Genomic DNA, 3,474 nt, shown 5'->3' on the forward strand with positions numbered 1-3,474 from the left:
CGCTCCGCGCGTGGCGTGCCACCAGCGCCGCGGCGCAGCACCCGCGCGACGCGTAACGCGGGTCGAGCGCGCGCGGGCGGGCGGCGGGCGGATGCTGCTACGCGCTGACGAGCATCCGTTCGATCACGGAGGTGAAGAAGGTGATCCCGTCGGTGCCGCTGCGCATGGCGTCGACGGTGTCGGGGCCGAAGCCGGGCTCGACGGCGTGCTCGGGGTGCGGCATCAGGCCGACGACGTTGCCGCGCTGGTTGCAGATGCCGGCGATGTCGTTGAGCGAACCGTTCGGGTTCATGCCGATGTAGCGCACGACCACGCGGTCCTCGCCCTCGAGGCGCTCGAGCGTGTCGGCGGAGGCGATGAAGCCGCCCTCGCCGTTCTTGAGCGGGATGGTGATCTCCTGGCCGGCCGCGAAGCCGCCGGTCCAGTCGGTGAGGGCGTTCTCGACCCGCAGCTGCTGGTCGCGGCAGATGAACAGGCCGTGGTCGTTGCGGATCAGTCCGCCCTCGAGCAGGTGCGCCTCGGCGAGCATCTGGAATCCGTTGCAGATGCCGAGCACCGGCATGCCGCTGTTGGCGGCGTCGATGACCTCGGCCATGATCGGCGAGAGGCTGGCGATGGCGCCGCAGCGCAGGTAGTCGCCGTAGCTGAAACCGCCGGGCAGCACGAGCGCGTCAACGCCGTGCAGGTCGTGCTCGCCGTGCCAGAGGGCGACGGGCTCGGCGCCTGCCAGGCGGATCGCGCGCGCGGCGTCGCGATCATCGAGAGAACCGGGGAACGTGACGACGCCGATGCGCATCAGTGCGTCTCTCCGGCGGGTGCCTCCAGCACGTGGATGCCGACGACATCCTCGATCACCGAGTTGGACAGTACGGTGTCGGCGAGTTCCTGCACCTCGGCGAGCACGGCGTCGTCGACGTGGCCGTCGACGGTGAGCTCGAACCGCTTGCCCAGGCGAACGCTGGTGAAACGGGTCTTTCCGAGGCGACCCAGGGCGCCGGCGACGGCCTTCCCCTGCGGGTCGAGCAGCTCGGCCTTGGGCATGATTTCAACGACGATTGTTGGCATAGCTCACTCCGGAGACGTCGGGGGGTGGATTCCCCGATTCTACAGGCCGACCCCCGGGCCGCCGAGCGCACCGGCCACGCCGCTGCCCGCGAGCCCGCTCTGCCCGAGCAGCACGCCGCGCAGCACGTCCCGGATCGCCGCGACCCCCTCGAAGGTCTCCACGAAGCTCGTGCTCAGCGGGGACAGGCCGATGCGCAGGGCGTCGGGCGTGCGGAAGTCGGGGATCACATCGTGCTCCCACAGGATCTGCGTCACCTGCCGCATCGCGGGGTGGTTCACGGTCAGGTGACCGCCGCGGTGCGTGGGCTCCCGCGGCGACGACACGGTCACGCCCATCGGCGCGAGCCAGGCGTCCACGAGGGTCAGAGCGAACTCGGTCAGCGCCACCGACTTGGCCCGCAGCGAGTCGATGCCGGCCTCCTCGATCATCGCGATGGAGTCCTGCATGGCCAGCATCCCCACGATCGGCGGGGTTCCGCTCATGAAACGACGGATGCCGTCGGCCGGCAGATACCCCGGGCCCATCGTGAAGACATCCTTCGTTCCCATCCAGCCCTGAATCGGCTGGGTGAGCACGTCCTGCAGGTCGCGGCGCACATAGGCGAACGCGGGGGCGCCGGGGCCGCCGTTCAGGTACTTGTAGGAGCAGCCGACGGCCAGGTCCACGTCGCACAGGTCGAGTTCGACCACCACGGAGCCGACCGAGTGGCTGAGGTCCCAGAGCACCAGGCCGCCCGCGGCGTGCACCACCGCGGTGATCTCGCGCATGTCGGCGAGGAAACCGGAGCGGTAGGCCACGTGGCTGAGCAGCACGAGCGCGGTCTGCGGGCCCACGGCCTGCCGCACCTGCTCCACGGTGACGCCGCTCGCGGGGTCGGAGTGGATCCAGTGCAGCGTCATGCCGCGTTCGGCCGCGATGCCCTCGAGCAGGTAGCGGTCGGTGGGGAAATTGTCGGTGTCCAGCACGATCTCGGTGCGCATCGGTTCGGTGTCGACGCGGAGGTAGTCGACCGCCGCCCGGGCCAGCTTGTACAGCAGCACGGTGGTCGAGTCGCCCACGAAGACCTGGCCGGGCCCGGCGCCGAGGGCGGCGCGGCCGATGTCGTCGCCGATCTTCAGCGGCAGGTCCAGCCAGGCCTCGTCCCAGCCGCGGATCAGGCGGGTGCCCCAGTCGTGGGTGAGGAACTCGGTGATGCGGGCCACGCTGGCCCGGGTGGGCCGGCCCAGGGAATTGCCGTCGAGGTAGGCGACCGGGTTCGGGGTGTGCCCGGTCGCGCGGGGAGTGCCGGTCGTGCCGCCGGTCGCGGTGTCGGGCTCGATGCCGACGAACTGCCGCCGGTAGTGCCCGAGCCCGTCGATGCGGTCCATCCGGCGGGCGAAGGCGAGGTGGGCATCCTGGCTGCCGTTGCTGCCGTTGCTGCCGTTGCTGCCGTTGCTGGTGTCGATGCTGGGGGTCATCTGGATTCCTCGAGGTCGAACGGATGATGGGCAGCGCTCGCGCACCGATGCGCGCTTCCCGGAGACTCGCCGACACCGTGCCGCGCTGGAAGTATCCCACTCACGCGGGGGACCGCGCGACTGCGGCCGGCGGTGCGCTCAGGAATGCGGCGGGCCGAGGCTGCTGAGATCGGCGAGGTCGGCCGGGCTGACCGCGCGGGCGGTGCAGAGCCAGGCGCTGAACGCGGCCGGGTCGGCCGGGCGCTCGCCGCGGAGCACGCTGACCAGGCGCTCGCCGGTTCCCGCCGGACCGCGCAGCACGGTGCGGAAGCCGCCGAGACGCTCCGCGGTCAGGCTGCGGAGCACGTCGTCGCCGGTCAGGCCGGCGCCCAGCAGTGCGTCGATCTCCCGCCGGTTCAGCCCGACCGGCAGGGGGCCGTTGCCGAGGTCGGTGCCGTACAGCACCTGCCCGCCCGCGCGATGGAAACGGCTCAGGTTGTGCACGGCGCGGTCGAAGTCGTCGGTCGGCTCGCCCCAGCCGTGGATGTCGAGGGTGCTGATCCACGCCATCCGCCCGGCCATGGCCGCGATCAGCTCGTCGCCCAGGCGCTCACTGAACGGCGTATGCGCCAGGGCGTCCACCCCGGCCTCGAAGGCGCGCCGGGACTGGCCGGCCCCCTCGGCGTGGGCGAGAACGGGGGCCCCGCGATCATGGGCGTGCCCGACTATCGCCGCGAGCACCTCGCGCGGCAGCACCGGACCGGCGTCGCTGTTCAGCGTCACCTTGATGACGGATGCCCCGAGCGCCAGCTGGTCATCGACGGCGGCCGCGGCATCCGTCGCCTGGGCCACGAAGCGCACGCTGCCGCCCGGGGCCCAGGACCGCGTGCTCGGGTAGCCGCCCGGCGCGGCGAGGAACGCTCCCGCGAACACGGCCGCCGGCAGCCCCGCGCCCGCGCCCGCTTCCGCTTC

General features: G+C 72.0%; 4 protein-coding genes. All 4 read right to left on the bottom strand.

Translation table 11 applies throughout. The features are described 5' to 3' along the window. Positions 1 to 97: 97 nt before the first annotated feature. On the bottom strand, positions 98 to 796 hold the full coding sequence (gene purQ / locus E3T23_RS11015) for a phosphoribosylformylglycinamidine synthase subunit PurQ (protein WP_134370426.1): 699 nt from the start codon (positions 794 to 796) through the stop codon (positions 98 to 100). Next, complete coding sequence (gene purS, locus E3T23_RS11020; protein ID WP_134370427.1) at positions 796 to 1,065, bottom strand: phosphoribosylformylglycinamidine synthase subunit PurS; 270 nt, start codon at positions 1,063 to 1,065, stop codon at positions 796 to 798. The genes purQ and purS overlap by 1 nt, the downstream gene beginning before the upstream one ends. Positions 1,066 to 1,104: 39 nt before the next feature. Next, positions 1,105 to 2,433, bottom strand: coding sequence for a kynureninase (locus E3T23_RS11025; protein WP_174843871.1), 1,329 nt, complete (start codon positions 2,431 to 2,433; stop codon positions 1,105 to 1,107). A 228-nt stretch (positions 2,434 to 2,661) separates the two neighbouring features. Continuing rightward, positions 2,662 to 3,474: amidohydrolase family protein (locus tag E3T23_RS15255; protein WP_420898320.1), on the bottom strand; the 813-nt coding region annotated here is incomplete at its 5' end.

The organism is Cryobacterium cheniae (assembly GCF_004403395.1).
Lineage (GTDB): Bacteria > Actinomycetota > Actinomycetes > Actinomycetales > Microbacteriaceae > Cryobacterium > Cryobacterium cheniae.

Coding starts and splice junctions, on each gene's coding strand:
- purQ (WP_134370426.1), bottom strand. CDS start 796: ATGCGCATCGGCGTCGTCACGTTCCCCGGTTCTCTCGATGATCGCGAC.
- purS (WP_134370427.1), bottom strand. CDS start 1,065: ATGCCAACAATCGTCGTTGAAATCATGCCCAAGGCCGAGCTGCTCGAC.
- E3T23_RS11025 (WP_174843871.1), bottom strand. CDS start 2,433: ATGGACCGCATCGACGGGCTCGGGCACTACCGGCGGCAGTTCGTCGGC.